We start from the raw sequence: 17411 nt of genomic DNA, 5'->3' as shown, positions 1-17411 counted from the left end.
AACCTCTCCCTAAACTTCTTTCTTAAATCCCATATGCATTGCTGCTGCACCACCACTATAACTTTTGTATGTGACGTTTACAAAGCCAGCTTCTTCAAACATTTTTGCAAGCTTTTTCATCCCTGGGAAAGTGCTTGCGGATTCTTGTAACCATGAATACTCTTCATAACTTTTCGCAAAAATTTTCCCGAAAAGCGGCATAATATATCGGAAATAAAAACGAAACAATTGTTTATATCCAGGCATTTCTGGTTGAGATGTATCTAAACAAACAGCCATCCCACCAGGTTTTAATACACGATGCATTTCCCTTAATACTTGCATATAATCCGGTACATTTCGTAAACCAAAACCGATTGTGACATAGTCAAAAGTGTTATCTTCAAAAGGTAGTTCCATTGCATTCCCATGTATTAACTCCACATGAGGATACGGCTTTACTTTCTCAGCTCCAACTTTTAGCATATTTTTGCTAAAATCAAGCCCTTTAACAACTCCATTTTCACCTGTTGCCTTTGCTAATGCAACTGTCCAATCAGCTGTGCCACAACAAACATCTAAACATGTAGATCCCGGTTTTACATTCATGCGTTTCATAATATCTTCACGCCATTTGACATGAAGCTTGAAACTAATCACCGAATTCATTTTGTCGTAGTTTTCGTAAATTTTCTCAAACACTTCATGGACGCGTTCTTCTTTGGATTTTTCCATCTTTTTCATAACCTTTCTTCACTCTATCTAATCAACCGTTCTGCAATATATTGTTTAAGTTCAGCTTTGATAGAAGAGATACGTAACAATTCTTGCAATTGTTGAATAAGAACATCCAATTTTTTCAGAAGGTATTGTTCAAAATTCAAATGATCAACGGGTACAAAGCTTTCTATCATTTTTTGTAAAAGGAGCGAACTATTACCTTCTCTATAGTTTAATAGTTCATTTTGTAATCGTAGAATCAATAAATTGATTTGCATTATATTTAAATATTGATCGTAATTGTAAAGTTGATAAAATCTGCTAATACATTCTGTTTCAATAACCGTTATACTATCTAACCAATCATCGATGGCGTATTGTCTCGGTTCATATACTCGAATTTCATGTTCAGATCTTAATACAACACTTTCAGAAAGTTGACGTATCAAAGAAATATTACCTGAATTTGCTAATATTTCATAATAACGACCACTGTAATAATCGCCGGACAGAACTGTTAGCTGCTGCTCTTTCGATGTTGCATCATACTCGTTGATGAGACCATGTTCCGCTAAAGATGCTTGTACAATTCCGACAGTAATGATTCCTTCATATTTTTCATCATCCCAATGGTCTCCATTAAAAAATGGCAACAGCATGTAAAATAATTGATTTTCATCCACCAATGGATTTCCAGTATATTTCAGAAGTGTTTTATGTTGCACATAACGATAAATATCCTTTTTTAATTGTTCAATATGGTTTTTTATATATGTTGCATCCATAGGTATTACTCCATTCCAATGTAAGCACAATCTACTGCACTTATTACAGTCGTCATCATAATGAGCGGTTTATTTTTTTGATTGGCTTTCAATGATTCCATGCGATGTATAGATTTTCGCTTTTCCACGAATTTTCATGGCCGACGTATGTTCAGTAAATTGAGCTATCATCACTTCTCCGGCATCTAATTTTTCTGAATGATGAAATTTTGTATCTTCACCACGAGTTAACCCAATTACATGTACGCCATCTTCTTCTGCTTCAATTACGACATAATCAGATTGGTTCATACTTCTCCCTCACATTTACATATTCTTTGTTATCATATCACAATCTATTTTGTTAATTAAGACATTTGAATAAATGAAATCACTTCTTGTCGTTTTATGTCATCTTCTTCATAAATTCCTCTTGCACATGAAGTCACTGTTTTTGTCCCAGGTTTTTTTAATCCTCTCATCGTCATACACATATGTTCAGCTTCAATCAATACAAAAACGCCTTGCGGTTCTAATTTTTCCATTAAAATATCTGCAATGGTTGTTGTAATTCGTTCTTGTAATTGAGGCCTGTGACTTACGGATTCCACTAATCGACCGATTTTGCTTAAACCAGCAACTCGGCCATCTTGAGGTATGTATGCAACATGAGCTTTCCCGTAAAATGGAACTAAGTGATGTTCACACATCGAATAAAAAGGAATATCCTTCACAAGAACTAGCTCATCATGGTTTTCATGGAAGACCGTTTCAAAATAACTTCGCGGATCTTCATTAAGCCCTTTAAACATTTCTTCATACATTTTTGAAACGCGTTTTGGTGTATCGATGAGTCCTTCACGATTAACGTCTTCACCTACGGCCTCTAAAATCATTTTTACAGCTTCTTCTATTTTTTTTAAATCAACATTTGACATATATGTTCCTCCTAAATCGACAAAGCACAACACTGTCAAAATGAATCGTAGCACATACAGACGTGAATCGCAAAAGGCTTTCACTCAAATTGTACTCTATATGTGTTGCTTTTTTGCTCCAATGGTAGAATTGATTTATCTTTCATTAATATTATAATATGTAAAAAGAGCAGTCATCATATTCATGACGACTGCTCTATGTAATTTTAAAGAAGCTATTATTTTACAGCTTCTTTAAGTGCTTTTCCTGGTTTAAATGCTGGCACTTTGCTTGCAGCAATTTCAATTTCTTCCCCAGTTTGAGGGTTACGACCTTTACGTGCAGCACGTTCACGAACTTCGAAGTTTCCAAAACCGATTAATTGCACTTTGTCACCCTTTGCAAGAGTGTTTTGAATTGTATCAAATACTGCATCTACTGCTTTAGAAGCATCTTTCTTAGAAAGACCTGCAGCTTCAGCAACAGAGTTTACTAATTCTGTTTTGTTCACACTGTTCACCTCCTCTCAAAGGGTTAAAAAAGCTAAATCATGTAAAAAGAGTAACATATAGAAATAAGCGGTGCAACTGTATTTATTCATGTTTGTCCAAGAAAAATTGAGTTTTTGGCACTTTGGATAATGAAAAGGACTTTTCGTCTATATGACAAAAAGTCCTTCTAATAAAATTCCATTATTTTTATTATCTCACTTTTTTTAAATAATAAACGTAATGAGTCCTTTTTCTCCTTCATTCACCATTCTTTCAATTGTTTGACGCATTCTTTTCTTTGCACTTGGCGGCACAGCATTCATTTTGAATCGAATTCCTTCCGTCAACACTTCATGCAGTGGCGTTCCAAACAATTGTGTTTGCCATAACGCTTCTCGATCATGTTTATATGCATACTGCAAGTCTTTCAATAACTGTTGGCTGTGGAACTCTGACCCAATTAATGGCGAGAACTCAGATTCCATATCGACACGTATGATATGGTAAGATGGAGCTTTCGCCTTCATGCGAACACCGTAGAAATTATTTTGTTTAATTATTTCTGGCTCACTTGGCTCAAACTCTTCCATCGTCGGAAGCGTTACACCATAGCCATTGATTGTCGCTTCTTCAATCGCATCTCGGAAGCGTTTTTGTGCTTTTTTCGCTTCTTGTGCCTCTTTAATGAAGAGCAGCCAATCTTTTTTCGTGTCTATCGGCGCATCTAAAAATTCATTGCAAACCGCCTTATAAATTTCCGGTTTTAATGTGATACGCACCGTTGCCACACCAAGTCCTGCATCAACTCTTTCAATCTCGCAGCTTTCAATAAAATCAATTTCTCTTAAATCTTCTACTGCATTATGGACATCGCGAATTTTCGTTACAGAATTCAGCACATTTCCAACTGCTTCTGAAAGCGTTGCATTGACGTGGTGAGTCGGTTCTAATACATCAAGCCAATCAGGTTTTTCCACTTCAATATCTTCCACAGGGAATTCATACAGAGCTTCTTCTAAAATAAACTCCATATCATTTAACGTCATTTGATCAATAGCTATTGCAATGACAGGAACGTTATAACGGGAGAGCAATTCATTACGCAACTTTTGCGTATTTTGATTGTTTGGATATTGGCTGTTTAAAATGATGACGAATGGCTTACCGATTTCCTGCAATTGTTCAACAATTTGTTCTTCCGCCACTTGTGCAGCTTCTCGTGAAATCCCATTAACAGTGCCGTCTGTCGTTACAACTACACCGATGTTTGCATGGTCGCGGATCACCTTATCTGTTCCGATTCGAGCTGCTTCTTGGAATGGAATAGCTTCAGTGTTCCATGGTGTGTGCACATACTTTGGTCCATTTTCATCTTCATACCCTTTTACCCCATCAATGACATAACCAACACAATCAGCAAAACGAATCCGGAAAGGTATTTCACTTTCCCCAATACAAATTTCTGTACCATGAGCAGGAACAAATTTTGGTTCTGCAGTCATAATGACTGGGCCAGGTGAACTTTGTGGTAGCTCGTCCAGTGCTCTTTTCCGTTCTTCTTCATCCACGATGTTTGGTAGGACGATTGACTCCATCATTTTTTTCACAAAAGTGGACTTACCAACCCTCACAGGCCCTACAACCCCAATATATACATCACCATTTGTTCTTTCTGCTATTTGTTGAAAGATTTGTTCGCCTATTGTAGTTCCTCCTTTACGTACTTCAATCTATGAATTATATACTTAAAATATGAAAAACCTTGCACGAAAAGTCGTACAAGGCTTAAATTTTTTTATTTTTTTATTGGATCAAACATAAATACCGGTTCATTATTCTCGTTCACAGTATATGGCAGTGAATAGGCCGGTACTACTGGATAAGCTTCCACAAGCAACATACGAATATCTTCTCCTGGCTCAGGTTTCAAATGATTTTCTCTTATAAACTGAGCTAAATCGATGGAGTAGTCTACATAGGCTTGTCCTTCTGTTGAAGCAACTAATGGTAAATGATTATTCGAATATGGACTTGGCACAGTTAGTTCTTTAGCAAAGCCTAATTTCTTAAAATCTATTGAATATACATAATCCGCAATCCTGTCTTTATAAGGCATGTATTTTGTTGAGAGAAGACGAATATTTAAATCTCGAATCGTTTCTGCTGAACGTAAGTCTACTAATTTTACAGTTGGATTGTTTTCCGGGTCCCAAATAATATATTGGAATATGCCACCTTTTTCGTAGGAATTCCCTGGGATATTCGCTAAATATTTTGGAACCAATTTCGAGAAATCGATGGGATATTTAATAAATATATCTGTATCCATATCTTTATTTTTTATCGGCAGCACACCTGTTTCCGCTCGATATTGATCGATGGCATTTTGCACAGCAATCAGTTGAGCTTCATCAGGTATTTGATTCTCAACACGTTCTTCCTGTGGAAACAAACATCCAGATAGTAAAAGGGATGTCGAGAGTAATAGTATGAAAAAAATGAATTTCCGTTTCTGTTTCATGATTTTCACCCCTTTGTTTATGATGGCCACGTAAAGATTACTAAAACCATTAATAATGTGCCAAATATAAAAATAATAAATGCAATCAGTCTAATGAAAAAGGATAATATAGCATTATTCACCCATTTGCGAGCTGCTGTTATCATAAGAATCGATAAAATCATTGCGGCTATCGAGTAAAAGGAAACCCACATGACATCCATCGGGTGCATGTTCGCTAATGGACCACGTGCAGCACCAAGTACGAATTTATCTATATCCATTAATAACGGATGACTCATTGCAATTCCTCCTTTCAAGAAGCGGTATGTATACAAATTTGCATGATATGGCACAAAACACACTGACGCACATGCGTTCGTTTTCATTGCACATGAACGGGTATTATTTGTAGTTCCCGATACTCAACTCGACTTTGAATTCTTTCATACCCGCTCATTGATGCAACGAAAATGCTTGTCCTTTTATTGTAAATAATCGATTTCTCTTTTCTTTAAGCGATTCATTAACTCATCAACAGCATCTTTCGGTTCTTTTTCATTAAATAATACTTCAAACAATGCAGTTGTAATTGGCATCGGAACATCGTATTTTTTGGCAAGCTGGTAAGCAGCTTTTGTCGTGCGAACTCCTTCAACGACCATACCCATGCTCTCTAATACTTCAGCCAGCTTCATGCCCTTTCCAAGCATGTTCCCCGCTTTCCAGTTACGCGAATGAACGCTCGTACAAGTAACGATCAAATCGCCCATACCAGTTAATCCTGCAAAGGTGAAGGGATTGCCTCCCATTCGCACACCTAAACGAGCAATTTCCGCAAGTCCTCGGGTAATTAATGCTGCCTTTGCATTGTCCCCATAGTTTAGGCCATCGGAAATCCCTGCTGCTAAGGCAATTACATTTTTCAATGCACCGCCTAGTTCAACGCCGATTACATCGGTATTTGTATAGACACGGAAATACTGGTTCATAAATAAATCTTGTATTTTTTCAGCGGAACGGAGATTTGTACAAGCAGCAGTAATCGTTGTTGGATGATGCAACACCACTTCCTCCGCATGGCTAGGACCTGATAATACGACGATATCTTCAATCACATGCGGGGATATAGACTCCTCTAAAATTTCTGAGATGCGTTTTAAAGAATCTGGTTCTATCCCTTTTGATACGTGCACAATTAATACTTTTCTATTTAAATAATTCATAATGTTTTCTGCTACTTCACGAATCGCTTTTGTCGGAACCGCAAAAATGATGATATCTCCATGTTCTGCCGCTTCTTTCAAATCACTTGTTGCCCTTAAATTTTCAGGTAGTTGTATATTCGGAACATATTTTTCATTCGTATGTTGTTCATTTATTTCTTTCGCTTGCTCATGTCGGTGGCTCCAAATTAATGTATCGTGTCCATTTTCAGCCAACACCATTGCTAAGGCAGTTCCCCATGAACCTGCTCCTAACACTGTTACCTTTTTCATTTTTATTTATCCCTCACTCTTTTACTCACGTGCCCGTGGTATGATACGTATCGGCGTTCCCTCAAAATCAAAGGTTTCACGAATGCGGTTTTCCAAAAATCGAAGATAAGAGAAATGCATGAGTTCTGGATCGTTTACGAAAGTGATAAATGTAGGTGGCTTAACAGATACTTGTGTCGTGTAATAAATGCGTAAACGTTTTCCTTTATCTGTAGGGGCTGGGTTTCTTGCAATAGCATCTTCAATTACATCATTTAATAAAGAAGATTGAATGCGCATTGCATGGTTTTCACTTACCCGCTTCACTAATGGTAAAATTTGACTCAACCTTTGTTTCGTTTTAGCAGAAACAAACACAATCGGAGCATAATCCAAAAATAAAAATTGATCGCGAATCGTTTGGGTAAATTCATTCATTGTTCGTTCATTTTTTTCAATGGCATCCCATTTGTTCACGACAATGACGATACCTTTACCCGCTTCATGAGCATACCCTGCAATTTTCTTATCCTGCTCTTGTATTCCCTCTTCTGCATTTAATACGACAAGCACCACATCTGAACGTTCAATCGCTCTTAATGCTCTTAATACGGAATATTTTTCTGTGCTTTCATATATTTTCCCTTTTTTCCGCATTCCAGCCGTATCGATAATGACAAAATCTTGTCCGTCATACGTATAAGGAGAGTCGATTGCATCTCGAGTAGTTCCAGCGATATCACTAACGATTACCCGCTCTTCTCCGAGAATTGCATTTACTAATGAAGATTTTCCTACATTTGGTCTACCAATTAATGAAAACTTAATGACATCGTCTGAATATTCATCTTCATATTCTTTAGGGAAATATTTTGCACATTCATCCAATAAATCCCCAATCCCTAATCCATGCGAACCGGAAATTGGAATCGGCTCCCCAAAGCCTAAAGAATAAAAATCATATATTAATTCACGCATGTCTGGGTTATCAATTTTATTGACTGCCAGTACAACTGGTTTTTTTGTTTTATAAAGCATTTTTGCGATTTGCTCATCTTGAAGAGTTACTCCTTCTCGACCGTTCGTCATAAAAATAATCACATCGGCCTCTTCCATGGCAATTTGTGCTTGGGCACGAATTTGTTCTAAAAATGGTTCATCTCCAAGATCAATTCCACCTGTATCAATAATATTAAATTCATGGTTTAACCAATCTGCCGAACTGTAGATGCGATCTCGGGTCACCCCAGGTATATCTTCCACAATGGAAATGCGTTCACCAACAATTCGGTTGAAAATTGTTGATTTTCCTACATTCGGACGACCTACGATGGCGATTACTGGTTTTGTCATCTGTCCTTCATCCTTCCAAATTCTTATCCTTTGTATTATACACGATATCCAATTATATATCATTTTTTGACATAAATGGACATAAAAAAAGCGCACTCCTTAAAGCACGCAATTTTTATTCGAAATAAAATTTATTGATCTGTAAATTTTTTCAATTGTTCCCCTATTACATCACTAATGGAGAATCCTGTTGTCTCTTCTGGTAATTGATAATCAAATTCTTCTTGATGCTTTGGGTTTTCTTCAAGTTCTTTCATGCTTAGTGATAAGCGCTTTTCTTGCTCATTAACATCAAGCACTTTCACTTGAACCTCTTGACCTTCTTTCAACACTTCGTGAGGGGTATTGATGTGTTTATGAGAAATTTGTGAAATATGAACTAACCCTTCAACACCTGGGAACACTTCAACAAAGGCACCGAAGGACACTAAACGCTTCACCGTACCAGTCAATACTTGACCTTTTGAAACACGTTCTGCAATGTTTGCCCATGGACCAGGTAATGTCTCTTTAATGGATAGAGAAATTCTTTCATTTTCCGGGTCAACAGATAAAACTTTTACTTTCAATTCTTGCCCTTCTTGAAGAACTGTGTTAATATCATCTACATGTTCATGGGCTACTTGTGAAATGTGCACAAGCCCGTCAACGCCACCTATGTCAACGAAGGCACCAAATGGAGCTAATCGTTGAACTTTACCATTTAATACGTCTCCTGGCTTTAGGCTCTCTAGCAATTCTTTCTTTTTATTTGCTTTTTCTTCTTCTACAACTGCACGGTGAGATAAAATTAATCTTCCTTTTTCTTTATCTAACTCTGTAATTTTGAATGTTAGCGTTTTACCTTTGTAATCTTCAAAGTCTTCTACGAAATAATCTTCTACTAAAGATGCTGGTACAAATCCTCGTACTCCTAAATCAACTACTAAACCGCCTTTTACAACATCTTTTACTTCTGCTTCAAAAACTTCTCCCTTTTTGTATAGCTCTTCTAATTTATCCCAAGCTTTTAAAGCATCTACTTTACGTTTCGATAAAACAAAGTTTTCTTCTTCTACTTTCGTGATCATTAATTCTAGCTCATCGCCAACAGACACCACATCGGATGCTTTTTCAATGTGCAAACTAGAAAGTTCACTAATTGGTACAATCCCATCAAATGGTGCACCTTCTATTGTAACGGTTACTGCTTTGTCTTCAACTTTTGCAGCAGTCCCTTTTACAATGTCTCCTTCACGAAATTCTTGGCCAACTCCTAAGTTCATTTCCTCGGACATATGTAACCCTCCTTCGCATCTTACAATATCTATTTTATTAGAAATTGCATTTAAACACAAAATTTTTTCCTTATAGTTTAAATATTTCCTTTTTTATGAATAAAATACGCGAAAAGAAACGATTATTATTCCATCTTTTCTTTCGCTAAATGTAAAATTTTTTCTGCAACTTCTTCAATTGATAAGTGAGTAGTGTCTAAATAAATGGCATCTTCCGCTTGAACTAATGGCGATATTTTACGTTCCATATCTTGCTGATCGCGAAGCGCTATTTCCTCTTTTAGCTGTTCATAGTCAGAAGGAATGCCTCGTTTTTTATTATCAAGCAATCTTCGTTTTGCTCTTTCTTCAACAGAGGCAGACATAAAAATTTTCAATTCAGCTTCTTTTAATACATGAGTACCTATATCTCGTCCATCCATGACAACTGCGCCGTCTTTTGCTAATTGTTTTTGTTTAGCTACGAGGATTTCACGAACTTTTGCAAGAGAAGCAACTTGCGGAACATTCGCTGTTACTTCATTGGAACGAATTTTTTTTGTCACATCCTCTCCATCTAAGAAAACTAGTTGTCCATTTGGAGATGGCTTTAAGTCGATTTTAGTCTTTAGCAACATTTCTTCTAGTTTTTTTTCATCATTTAATTGTATGTTTTCTTTTAACGCTTTATACGTAACAGCTCGATACATCGCTCCAGTATCAATGTAAGTGAATCCTAATTGTTCTGCCACGATTTTTGCAATTGTACTTTTTCCTGCACCAGCAGGTCCATCGATGGCTATTTGTATGTTTTTTCCCATGACAATCCCTACTTTCCTTCAACATTGTAACATAAACAAAGTTTTTTACTTTTACTATTTTCATAGTTTGTGTAAATAAAAACAACTAGTTTGTATTACATATTGTTGTCGAATCCTTTATTTTTATCCATAAAAAAAGCCTCCAATATCGTTTATTGGAGGTCCTTTGTCTCCTTACGCAGCATCACTTGGCGTTCAAAACAGAATCGAAGAATGAATTGTTTATCTAGTTCGTCCGTATCGATAAATTGAAGAGATGCAAGCGTTTGGTCATTCTTTTCAAATATACGAACCACTTCTGCATCCGTTTGAATGTATTGAATTTCTCCAGATTTATAAGGCAATACAATCGTTAGTTTGACCTTATCTCCCTCTGAAAATGGAGGGGATATAGGCACTTTGATAGCGGCTCCACCTGCGCTAATATCATCCGTTACGTATTGATAAAATTGATTTAAATGCTCTACTGCAACGTCTACAGGTGTTTTTACTCGAACAAATTCCCTTCTTTGGATTTTGATGAATTCATCATCTGGAGGACAAGAAAGCATTATCATAGGAATTCGATCCATTTTACGACCGACAACTTCCGTTTGAAATGCATAGTTGATATCATCATCGTTTCGAAAAATTGCACGAAACTGGGAACCGTCAACTAGATAAACTGTTCTATCCGTTTTCGTATCTACGGGATAAGTGATAAAAATGATATTGTCTTTCTTTTCCATTACTTTACATTTAAATCTTTCAACTTTTTCTGATGACGTTGGTTCCAATGTGAGAACTGTCCCAATCTTAATATCCATACTTACTCGCCTCGCACAATAATTGTAATTTTATTATTGCACGAATTAAGGCGAATTTCTAGAGCATTTTGATAATTATGGTAATTGTTCCACTTTTATGACATCATGATTTTCCGTATCCACAACAACTCGATATGTTTGATTGATATTGTCTGAAAAACGAGCAATTACTTCATAACATAATCTTAATTCATATGCTTCATTTTCTGTGTAGATAAACCGCTCTTCTTCCACTACTGTATTTGGTCGGAAGAATTGTTTCCAATCGATCGGTACCACTGGCTGGTTTTCATTAATGTTTTCTCTTTGTACATATTCCATTGCATTTAGCCCTAATAACTCACCGCTATCTTTAGAAACTTTTAATTGTACTCCATCAGGATACACAAACGCATTATGCTTGCCAGCCACTCGAGCAAGATGAATATGCCAAGCTTCATGGTTTTCTCGCATTTCAACTAACGCTAAATCATCATATCCAGCTCGGTCTATAAATTGTTGTACTAACTCCTTCACTTTTTCTTGTGTAATATTTTTGTCTGGCTGTACCGGACGTTCAGATAAGAAGGAAATTAAATGGCCACCTTTTACAGTAATGTCCGCATATCCGACCCGACTACCCTTTACAAATTGAATGTGATAAAACGGATAAGGTGCATCATCTTTACTTTTCGATACAGTATACGTAGCATCTTCAATTCCAGGAACTAGTTTCTCTAATACTTGAATTGCTTCGTCCTTCGTAATTTCACGATCTCTTATATGTTTTAAGTCTCTTTTCTTTAGCCAATCAGATTCACTCGTTGTTAATGGGAAGTCCTTTTCCGTGTAAGTTTTTAAGTTTGATGCGAGGTTTTTAAATGGTGATTCTTCAAGCTCTGTTTTTGCAACTTGTTGCCATTTATCAAAGTTCCCATCATTCTCATAAAATTGAGCTGTTGCAACAGCCCATTCATCTGTTAGTTGCTCTAAATTTTTGTTTACAACTTTCATTTTGGATTGCCAAGTTTCATAATCACCATTTGTCGAAGCTCTTTTTGCTTCATCTCCTATTTTCCCAATATATCGTAGCCATTGATTTGCTACGTCAGGATTTAAAGGCAACCCACTAATAGATGAACGTAATTCATTACTAGTACGCCAAATATTATCAAGTTCATTTTGTAACGCCTTCTCATCTTGGAACAATAGGGATTGAGCTACAGACCGTTGCAAATAGGATAATTTTTCGCTGGCATTGGATAATGAGTTTGTATATTGAGCATGAATAGCTTGTTGTAATTGTTTATTATCTTCTTTGACATCAAAAGCATATAATCCTAGTGCGATAACAGCAATGGAAAGTAAGTAAACTGCACTTTTCATATTGTCGCTCCTTTAATAGCAAAAGATATGTTGACCAATTTGTTTAATTTGAGGTCTTGACCAAATCCATTTGCTTGTAGCTGTATTAGGATTGAAATAATAAAGAGCATTTTCAGATGGATCCCATCCGCTCATTGCATCAAGTACTGCCTGTTTTGCTCTTTCATTTGGCGTTAACCAAATTTGTCCGTCAGCTACTGCTGTAAATGCACCTGGTTGGAAAATGATCTCTGAGATGGTATTCGGGAAATCTGGAGATTCAAGTCGATTTAGAATTACTGCTGCCACTGCAACTTGCCCTTCGTACGGTTCTCCTCTTGCCTCACCATAAACTGCATTCGCCATTAGTTGTAAATCTTGTTCTGTAAATTTCGGAGGTAGTTGATAACTTGTACTTCCTGATGATCCTTTGTTGCCTTTTACTTGTTGGTTCAGAGGAATTCCACCATAATAAGTAAAATCTCTACCTGCATTGATTTGAGCATGAACCCATTCACGATCAAAATCACTGTTGTTAACAAGTACTCTTTTTGTTTGTGCTCCTGCAATGCCGTCCACTTTCAAGCCATAACTTTCTTGGAAGTTTCGTAAAGCCCAATAAGTACCATAGCCAAATTTCCCATCAATTTTTCCATGATAGAATCCTAAGTATTGTAATCTTGCTTGTAACTCAATCACATCATCACCGAAGGCTCCCCGTTCTAAAACTTGGTTAGAAAAAGCGAATGATTCTTCAGGCTTCATGACAGTAAATGTACCGATTGTGGTCATTAATATGAGCATTGAGATCAGAAGTTTTCTTACCATATATTTCACTCCTTTTTCATAGCATGTTAAATTTAGCATCATTTATGCACATTCGAATGAAAAAATGGTCGAATCAACAATCGAAACGACCATTCAGGAGTTATTATGTACAGTGAATGAAATTTTATTGTTATTTTCAAATAAAATAAAAAATGACCTAAAAAGCAATCTCATTCCTTTTAGGTCATGCTAAATTTTATTTTGTTCTATTAAATGCTTAATTAAATGCTCGTGAGCTAACTTCACTTTCCTTAACGCAAACCACCATAAAAATAACATAAATGGTGCGATTAAATAAACCCAATAATCTTCAAACATCAAAATAGAGTTATAGGCAAAATGCAATAGAAGCGGCGCTCCAATAGAAAGAACTAAGTATTCCATTGAACGATTATTCTTTGTGAATTTACTTTTCCCAAAATAATAGCCCATCACCACACCAAATAATGCGTGACTTGATACAGGTAGTAACGCACGCATAAATGCCGTATCTATTCCAAATGTCAACAAATAAAGGAGATTTTCCATTGTGGCAAACCCAAGCGAAGCAGCTGCTCCATACAAAATTCCATCATATGGATCGTCAAATTCAACATGGCGATAAATAAATGCAAAAATAATGAACCATTTAAAAAATTCTTCCATAGTACTTGAGAAAACAACATTGAGGAGAAATGGATTTGTAATTAATTGTTCTTCCTGCAAGACATATTGAATGAACATAATAGGGAAAGTAATTAATAGTCCAAAAATAAATGTTCGAAAAAGTGTTTTTCGAGGTTCAGTCGCCATTTGATTTCGCAAATAAAAGTAGCTAAATAATGCTAATCCTGGAGCAATCGCTGCAGAGAGTAAAATAAACAATATCGACGCTCCCTTCCTTATACATAATATTTTATAGTATTACCTACCTTTTTTAAAGTTTAGGACCATAAAATTTCTAACAATAAATAAAGCGACGATTATCCGTCGCGAAAACCTCACGAAATCAAAAATTTTTTTAAAACCCCTTTTTTGCGCTGCAACACTAAAATGTACTGTAGATCGTTGCATCCCCAATACAAATCTCTTTCTTTTTCAAAGTGCAAATCATCATATCCTATATATTACCTCATATCAGAAATATTTCTATAATTTAAAATTTGTTATATCCTCATTTCGAAGTAAATTTAAAAAGTTCGACTTATCGAAATATGCATTGTAATTATTGCATATAAAAGTATTCAATCCATTTTTCATAAAAAAGCACTACCCATTCATTAAATGCGAGGGTAATGCTTAAAATGACACGATTTATTAATAAACATAGAATGTCTTGCCCGTATGAGCACCTAGAATACTCTTTTTATAGGCAAGAGCAACTCTTTTTACGGGAACTGGCTCAAATCCTTCAAACATAGATCCATAATCTTCAAATGATTCTTCTAGAATTGTTGGGCTAACGCTATTAATTCGAATTCCTCTTGGCATATCAATAGCTGCGGCTTTGACAAATGCATGTACGCCACCATTTGCCATGGCTGCAGAAGCTCCAGTTTTGATCGGATCATCCATTAGAACTCCAGTTATTAAAGTAATTGATCCATTGTCCTTAATATAAGGTAAACCTAGTAATACTAAATTGATTTGACCTAAAAGTTTACTTTGTACTGCAATTTGATTTAGTTCAGGCGTCAATGTTTCAAGGGACGTATAGTGCACTCCTCCCGCTGCACTTACTAAAGCATCGATTTCGCCTACTTCTTTAAACATCTGTTTTATACTTTCAACTGATGTAATATCGACTTTTATGTCCGCTTTACTGCGACTTGCACATATAATTTCTGCTCTATCTTTCATTTCTTCAACTACTGCTTTTCCAATTGTACCAGTAGCTCCTACAACTAAAATTCTCAAACCAATTCCTCCTCTATCCAAAAAACCGTTTATGAAAAAACATTACTTGATTTCATGCTATTAATATAAAATCTGTTTTATGAAAATGTAAAGCTTGTGCGTAAAGACTCGTTTACTTTAGAAATGTTTTTTGAAATGTCCATTTAAGTGAAGGCGGCTTGTCCCGTCATTCCTCTTCCGTAGCAAAGCAAGACTTTCTATAGGAAAAGCGTAACAACCCACAGAAGTGAAGAACGAGCTCCTGCGAGGCTAAGAATACCCCCCGCAGAAAGCCCGCAGAAACGAAAATCGACAAAACAATTTGTAGGCAATAATTTTTACTTTTTGGATAAGCCCTTACTTTTTCGCATTTTTTCTTGAATTGCTTTTGCAATAAAGGATCCATGGAATTTACCGTTTTCGATGAAAATTTCATTGGCATTGTTGCCGGCAGCGAGAACTCCAGCTATGAACAAGTTTTCAATATTTGATTCCATCGTTTCAGGATGATATGTAGGTCGACCTGTTTCCTCATCAATCGTTACACCCATTTTTCGAATAAAAGAGTGATCTGGATGATATCCAGTCATTGCAAAAACAAAATCGTTTTTAATTACTTTTTCTTTCCCATGAATATTTAAAACAACTTCATGTTCACGAATTTCTTTAACGGTCGTATTAAAGTGCATAACCACTTCACCATTTCGGATAAGTGATTGAAATTCTGGTAATATCCAAGGTTTAATGCTAGGAGAGAAGTCGCTACCTCGGTAAGCAACCGTAACACGTGCTCCTGCCTTATGCAATTCTAAAGTTGCATCAACCGCTGAGTTTTTCCCACCAACAACTAACACATCTGTATCAAAGAATGGATGGGCTTCTTTAAAATAGTGGAATACTTTTGGTAAGTCTTCTCCAGGGACATTCATATAATTTGGATGATCGTAATAACCTGTCGCCAAAATAACGTAAGGTGTTTCATATTGTGCTTTATCTGATGTTACAGTAAATAATCCATCTTGTCTTTTTTCCACAGAAAGTACTTTCTCAAATCGGTTCACATGAATATTTTTTAATTTCACGACTTCACGATAATAGACAAGAGCTTGATTTCTGCTTGGTTTTCGTTGTTCAACAATAAACGGAACATCGCCAATGGCTAATTTCTCACTTGTTGAAAAGAATGTTTGATGGGTTGGGTAATGATAAAGCGCATTTACGATGTTCCCCTTCTCAATCACGATGGGTTTAAGCCCAATATTTTGTAGTTCAATTGCTGCCGATAAACCACAAGGGCCTCCTCCAACTATAATTGCATCTACTTTTTGCATTGAAATACATCTCCTTAATTCGACAAACTACCAACTTTTATTATAACGCGAATTGTCAACCCTTTGTTTGGAGTTCACTATGGAAGTTTAAGTCAATTATGTGACATTCAGGTTTTGCACCAAAACGTAAGGGTACCATCGATGTTCCATAACCATTACTAATGAGTGTGTACTTGCCATCTTTAGCGCTAAACGAGCCAACAGGATAAATACCAAAAGGCCCTAATCGAATTTGGCCTCCGTGGAAATGTCCGCCCAACCATAGATCAGCATGATAATCTTTTAATTTTGAAAATAGATTTGGATTATGAGAAACGAAAATAACGATATCCTCAGGATGACATTTACTAAATGCTTTTTCAGGTTGAGCTTTGCGTGATGATAGATCATCGACCGCACTTAACCAACATCGATTTATCGTATTCGGGAGTAACACTGCATCGTTTTCTACGATTTGTACACCCGTTTCTTGAAAAATTTCTCTTAATCGCTCCTCTCCCACTTCCCGATCATTATTTCCCCAAACGAAATAAACAGGACCTAATGTTTTTAGAAGATGAAGATTGCGGTAAATGGTCGATATTTTTGTTCTCCTATCTGCTAAATCTCCTCCAATAATAACAGCATTGATTGGAGCGTTTATGTCTTGAATCAATTTGTCGCTAATTAATCGGGTATGAATATCAGAAATGAAAAATATCGTGTATTTTTCCTTTTTACCTTTTAATGATATTTCATGATGAATGACGTTATTTTCAAAAGCTTCCTTTACCATAAAGGAAAGGATTGAACCGAAGATGAGGACCGTTGCCAAAACAATCATGTAAGTTGTACCCCTCCTGATAAAACAAAAAGACGTGGTGAATATACCATCGTCTTTTCAATCCACTAGCCTACAGTAATGTATAATATTTTACTGGATTTTATTCAACTGATAAAATATTTTC

The 17411-nt window shown here is 36.1% G+C and carries 19 protein-coding genes; all 19 read right to left on the bottom strand.

Features of this window, described 5'->3' with window-relative positions:
* Window positions 1-9 precede the first annotated feature (9 nt).
* On the bottom strand, window positions 10-714 hold the full coding sequence (locus tag HF990_RS01005; RefSeq protein WP_016836956.1) for a demethylmenaquinone methyltransferase: 705 nt from the start codon (window positions 712-714) through the stop codon (window positions 10-12).
* A 23-nt stretch (window positions 715-737) separates the two neighbouring features.
* Window positions 738-1484 carry a heptaprenyl diphosphate synthase component 1 gene (locus HF990_RS01000; protein WP_016836955.1) on the bottom strand — a complete coding sequence of 249 codons (747 nt, stop codon included), beginning with the start codon at window positions 1482-1484 and terminating at the stop codon, window positions 738-740.
* 69 nt (window positions 1485-1553) lie between these two features.
* Window positions 1554-1775, bottom strand: coding sequence for a trp RNA-binding attenuation protein MtrB (gene mtrB / locus HF990_RS00995; protein ID WP_016836954.1), 222 nt, complete (start codon window positions 1773-1775; stop codon window positions 1554-1556).
* 56 nt (window positions 1776-1831) lie between these two features.
* Window positions 1832-2401: a GTP cyclohydrolase I FolE gene (folE, locus tag HF990_RS00990; protein WP_016836953.1), complete on the bottom strand. Its 570-nt coding sequence runs from the start codon at window positions 2399-2401 to the stop codon at window positions 1832-1834.
* Window positions 2402-2619: 218 nt separating this feature from the next.
* Window positions 2620-2892, bottom strand: a complete 273-nt coding sequence (locus HF990_RS00985) for an HU family DNA-binding protein (protein WP_016836952.1) — start codon at window positions 2890-2892, stop codon at window positions 2620-2622.
* Between the two features lie 204 nt (window positions 2893-3096).
* On the bottom strand, window positions 3097-4575 hold the full coding sequence (gene spoIVA / locus HF990_RS00980; protein WP_026018953.1) for a stage IV sporulation protein A: 1479 nt from the start codon (window positions 4573-4575) through the stop codon (window positions 3097-3099).
* Window positions 4576-4667: 92 nt separating this feature from the next.
* Window positions 4668-5393 (bottom strand): hypothetical protein, encoded by a 726-nt coding sequence (locus HF990_RS00975; protein ID WP_016836950.1) that lies wholly within the window; start codon window positions 5391-5393, stop codon window positions 4668-4670.
* A 17-nt stretch (window positions 5394-5410) separates the two neighbouring features.
* A complete protein-coding gene (locus tag HF990_RS00970) occupies window positions 5411-5674 on the bottom strand; it encodes a DUF2768 domain-containing protein (RefSeq protein WP_016836949.1) in 264 nt (87 codons plus the stop codon).
* A gap of 183 nt (window positions 5675-5857) precedes the next feature.
* Complete coding sequence (locus HF990_RS00965) at window positions 5858-6871, bottom strand: NAD(P)H-dependent glycerol-3-phosphate dehydrogenase (protein ID WP_168411767.1); 1014 nt, start codon at window positions 6869-6871, stop codon at window positions 5858-5860.
* Between the two features lie 21 nt (window positions 6872-6892).
* Window positions 6893-8203 (bottom strand): ribosome biogenesis GTPase Der, encoded by a 1311-nt coding sequence (gene der, locus HF990_RS00960; protein ID WP_016836947.1) that lies wholly within the window; start codon window positions 8201-8203, stop codon window positions 6893-6895.
* 131 nt (window positions 8204-8334) lie between these two features.
* Entirely contained in the window at window positions 8335-9480 is a 1146-nt protein-coding gene (rpsA, locus tag HF990_RS00955; protein ID WP_168411766.1) for a 30S ribosomal protein S1, read from the bottom strand.
* A gap of 125 nt (window positions 9481-9605) precedes the next feature.
* Window positions 9606-10280, bottom strand: a complete 675-nt coding sequence (cmk, locus tag HF990_RS00950) for a (d)CMP kinase (protein ID WP_016836945.1) — start codon at window positions 10278-10280, stop codon at window positions 9606-9608.
* A 152-nt stretch (window positions 10281-10432) separates the two neighbouring features.
* Window positions 10433-11086 carry a flagellar brake protein gene (locus HF990_RS00945; RefSeq protein ID WP_016836944.1) on the bottom strand — a complete coding sequence of 218 codons (654 nt, stop codon included), beginning with the start codon at window positions 11084-11086 and terminating at the stop codon, window positions 10433-10435.
* A 75-nt stretch (window positions 11087-11161) separates the two neighbouring features.
* On the bottom strand, window positions 11162-12451 hold the full coding sequence (locus HF990_RS00940; RefSeq protein WP_016836943.1) for a PepSY1/2 domain-containing protein: 1290 nt from the start codon (window positions 12449-12451) through the stop codon (window positions 11162-11164).
* 12 nt (window positions 12452-12463) lie between these two features.
* On the bottom strand, window positions 12464-13234 hold the full coding sequence (sleB, locus tag HF990_RS00935; RefSeq protein ID WP_050988823.1) for a spore cortex-lytic enzyme: 771 nt from the start codon (window positions 13232-13234) through the stop codon (window positions 12464-12466).
* 213 nt (window positions 13235-13447) lie between these two features.
* Window positions 13448-14122 carry a glutamic-type intramembrane protease PrsW gene (gene prsW, locus HF990_RS00930; RefSeq protein ID WP_016836941.1) on the bottom strand — a complete coding sequence of 225 codons (675 nt, stop codon included), beginning with the start codon at window positions 14120-14122 and terminating at the stop codon, window positions 13448-13450.
* Between the two features lie 432 nt (window positions 14123-14554).
* A complete protein-coding gene (locus HF990_RS00925) occupies window positions 14555-15154 on the bottom strand; it encodes a short chain dehydrogenase (protein WP_016836940.1) in 600 nt (199 codons plus the stop codon).
* Window positions 15155-15471: 317 nt separating this feature from the next.
* Complete coding sequence (locus HF990_RS00920) at window positions 15472-16464, bottom strand: YpdA family putative bacillithiol disulfide reductase (RefSeq protein ID WP_168411765.1); 993 nt, start codon at window positions 16462-16464, stop codon at window positions 15472-15474.
* A gap of 55 nt (window positions 16465-16519) precedes the next feature.
* Entirely contained in the window at window positions 16520-17287 is a 768-nt protein-coding gene (locus HF990_RS00915; RefSeq protein WP_168411764.1) for a metallophosphoesterase, read from the bottom strand.
* Window positions 17288-17411: the final 124 nt, after the last annotated feature.

Source organism: Ureibacillus thermosphaericus (assembly GCF_012396605.1).
In the GTDB taxonomy this organism is placed as follows: domain Bacteria; phylum Bacillota; class Bacilli; order Bacillales_A; family Planococcaceae; genus Ureibacillus; species Ureibacillus thermosphaericus.
Note: the sequence above shows the minus strand (reverse complement) of the source record. Positions and strands in the feature narration are given on the sequence as shown.

Bases quoted from the DNA above. Each gene is read 5' to 3' on its own strand.
- HF990_RS01000 (WP_016836955.1), bottom strand. From the start codon at position 1,484: ATGGATGCAACATATATAAAAAACCATATTGAACAATTAAAAAAGGAT.
- HF990_RS00945 (WP_016836944.1), bottom strand. From the start codon at position 11,086: ATGGATATTAAGATTGGGACAGTTCTCACATTGGAACCAACGTCATCA.
- HF990_RS01005 (WP_016836956.1), bottom strand. From the start codon at position 714: ATGGAAAAATCCAAAGAAGAACGCGTCCATGAAGTGTTTGAGAAAATT.
- folE (WP_016836953.1), bottom strand. From the start codon at position 2,401: ATGTCAAATGTTGATTTAAAAAAAATAGAAGAAGCTGTAAAAATGATT.
- HF990_RS00940 (WP_016836943.1), bottom strand. From the start codon at position 12,451: ATGAAAAGTGCAGTTTACTTACTTTCCATTGCTGTTATCGCACTAGGA.
- HF990_RS00920 (WP_168411765.1), bottom strand. From the start codon at position 16,464: ATGCAAAAAGTAGATGCAATTATAGTTGGAGGAGGCCCTTGTGGTTTA.
- rpsA (WP_168411766.1), bottom strand. From the start codon at position 9,480: ATGTCCGAGGAAATGAACTTAGGAGTTGGCCAAGAATTTCGTGAAGGA.
- HF990_RS00965 (WP_168411767.1), bottom strand. From the start codon at position 6,871: ATGAAAAAGGTAACAGTGTTAGGAGCAGGTTCATGGGGAACTGCCTTA.
- cmk (WP_016836945.1), bottom strand. From the start codon at position 10,280: ATGGGAAAAAACATACAAATAGCCATCGATGGACCTGCTGGTGCAGGA.
- der (WP_016836947.1), bottom strand. From the start codon at position 8,203: ATGACAAAACCAGTAATCGCCATCGTAGGTCGTCCGAATGTAGGAAAA.
- mtrB (WP_016836954.1), bottom strand. From the start codon at position 1,775: ATGAACCAATCTGATTATGTCGTAATTGAAGCAGAAGAAGATGGCGTA.
- HF990_RS00975 (WP_016836950.1), bottom strand. From the start codon at position 5,393: ATGAAACAGAAACGGAAATTCATTTTTTTCATACTATTACTCTCGACA.
- sleB (WP_050988823.1), bottom strand. From the start codon at position 13,234: ATGCTCATATTAATGACCACAATCGGTACATTTACTGTCATGAAGCCT.
- HF990_RS00915 (WP_168411764.1), bottom strand. From the start codon at position 17,287: ATGATTGTTTTGGCAACGGTCCTCATCTTCGGTTCAATCCTTTCCTTT.
- HF990_RS00970 (WP_016836949.1), bottom strand. From the start codon at position 5,674: ATGAGTCATCCGTTATTAATGGATATAGATAAATTCGTACTTGGTGCT.